Genomic DNA, 2,121 nt, shown 5'->3' with positions numbered 1-2,121 from the left:
ACCATCATTATTCATACTTACTTCAATATTAGGGATTTCAATATCGGATTTAGCACCAATTATATCGTCTATATACTTGCCTTCTACAATCTCTACGACTCCCATATTCTTCAAATTGTTTATATGGTCTTCTATTTGTTTGCTTATGCCTTTATTTTTAGTTGGTTTCCCTAGATAGTTAGTTACTGAAGTAAAGTCTAAGTATACTTCCTTACTGTTATAAAGATAATTCCATAAAATATTGGATACGAAACTATCTATCATCCCTAAAGATACTTTAGATAAAGTATTCATGGTAATATTTGGTCCTATTATTTTAGAATAAGAATTTGTAATCTCTTCTAATCTAAATATATCCTCTTCCTTATATATTTCAAATGGATTTAAGGAATCTACTATATCATCTACATCTAATATCCTTTCCCCCATGAAGGAAAAAGCTAAAGATAAATTTATACCATGGCTTTCTAATTCCTTTAATTCCTCTATTTTTTTGTCCAAATTTATATTGGAACCGGTAAACACTATTAAAGCCTTACTAACTGGATTGATTGGAGCCTTTCCATTTAGTTTTTTAGTGATATCCGCTAAAACATTTAAGGTTATCTTGTTTTTAGCCATCTAAAACACTCCAAAGTATTATTCATATTGTTTTAATATAACTCTTTCAATCTCTGAATGTGGTCTTGGTATTACATGTACGGAATGAAGTTCTCCAACAGCCCTTGCAGCTTCTGCACCAGCATCTACTGCTGCCTTAACTGCTCCTACATCTCCTCTAACCATTACAGTTACAAGACCAAATCCAATCTTTTCATAACTTATCAATGTAACATTTGCTGCCTTAACCATAGCATCAGCAGCTTCTATAGACCCTACTAATCCTTTCGTTTCAACTAAACCTAAAGCTTGACTCATCATTATTCCTCCTTATAAAATTATTTCTTTTTAGTTTTTGTTTCAGTTTTTTCTTCCTTTTTTTCTTTTTTCTCTTTGCTTTTTTGTTCTTTTTTCTTTAAATTCTTAGAAAATTGTTCAATCATTTTATCCACCTCATCATGAGGTCTAGGAATTACATGACTACCAATAACTAAGCCTACTCTATTGGCAGCTTCTACTCCTGCATCAACGGCAGCCCTTACAGCAGCCACTTCTCCAGCAATTTGGATATTTACTCCAACAGCTTTTCCAACTCCAATAACTTTTTCTACTCCTATTAAGGTTACATCTGCGGCTTTGCTTGCTGCATCTAGTGCAGCTACTGCAGTAGTAAGTCCTTTGGCCTCAATAAGCCCCAATGCCTTTTCCATACTACACCTCCGTTCTAAAATTAACGGCTACCTTTAACCTTTTTCGCTACTTCGCTTAGGCTTACCATAGTAGCTTTAGTCTTGTTACTTTCCTTAACTATTTTTTCGCCTTTTATAAGGTTTTGTATTAGGCCCTCTTCTTTAGGGGTTAAATTACTAACCTTTTTATCTGAGCCAACCTTATTGGTAAAATGAGATTTGTTAATATTATCAACATTATTGCTCAAATTTTCATTACCTTTATAATCCTTCTTCATTTCACTAGCGATTGTATCTAATTTTTTAAGGTTTAAATTGTCCACCTTGTTATTTTTATCCGTATCCTTACCATAGTTGGTTTTTTTAGCTACATTGTTCATAACCACCCTAGCTAATGGATTAACCATAATATTTCACCACCGTAAAATCAAAATATTTTATCCACTTCATCATGAGGTCTTGGAATTACATTGGCTGAAATTACTTCTGCCACTTGGGCTGCTCTTGCCTCACCACTTTCTACCGCTGCCTTAACAGCTCCTACATCTCCAGATACTGTAACAGAAACTAAGCCTGAACCCACAATTTCAAAATCCATAATCTTCACATTAGCAGCCTTAACCATAGTATCTGCAGCTTCTATGGCACCTATCAGAGACCTGGTCTCAACCATACCTATAGCTTCTCTCATATTACCTCACCTTCTTTATTTTATATTTGGAAAATATTTACTTATATCTATGTTTTCATATCCAGGGATTATAGCCCTTTCAAATTCAACCGCCTTTTCTCCTAAAGGTTTAGTTGCATCAATTCCTACCTTATCTGTCAC

The 2,121-nt window shown here is 34.0% G+C and carries 5 protein-coding genes; all 5 read right to left on the bottom strand.

Features of this window, described 5'->3' with window-relative positions:
- Positions 1 to 621: hypothetical protein (locus VK998_RS12000; protein WP_325228661.1), on the bottom strand; the 621-nt coding region annotated here is incomplete at its 3' end.
- Between the two features lie 18 nt (positions 622 to 639).
- Positions 640 to 918 (bottom strand): BMC domain-containing protein, encoded by a 279-nt coding sequence (locus VK998_RS11995; protein WP_475513939.1) that lies wholly within the window; start codon positions 916 to 918, stop codon positions 640 to 642.
- 20 nt (positions 919 to 938) lie between these two features.
- On the bottom strand, positions 939 to 1,310 hold the full coding sequence (locus VK998_RS11990; RefSeq protein ID WP_325228655.1) for a BMC domain-containing protein: 372 nt from the start codon (positions 1,308 to 1,310) through the stop codon (positions 939 to 941).
- A gap of 20 nt (positions 1,311 to 1,330) precedes the next feature.
- Positions 1,331 to 1,696: a hypothetical protein gene (locus VK998_RS11985; RefSeq protein WP_325228653.1), complete on the bottom strand. Its 366-nt coding sequence runs from the start codon at positions 1,694 to 1,696 to the stop codon at positions 1,331 to 1,333.
- A 20-nt stretch (positions 1,697 to 1,716) separates the two neighbouring features.
- On the bottom strand, positions 1,717 to 1,980 hold the full coding sequence (locus tag VK998_RS11980; RefSeq protein ID WP_325228650.1) for a BMC domain-containing protein: 264 nt from the start codon (positions 1,978 to 1,980) through the stop codon (positions 1,717 to 1,719).
- Between the last annotated feature and the right edge of the window lie 141 nt (positions 1,981 to 2,121).

The organism is Schnuerera sp. (assembly GCF_035459645.1).
Lineage (GTDB): Bacteria > Bacillota > Clostridia > Tissierellales > Tepidimicrobiaceae > Schnuerera.
This window is presented reverse-complemented; position numbering and strand designations above follow the sequence as displayed.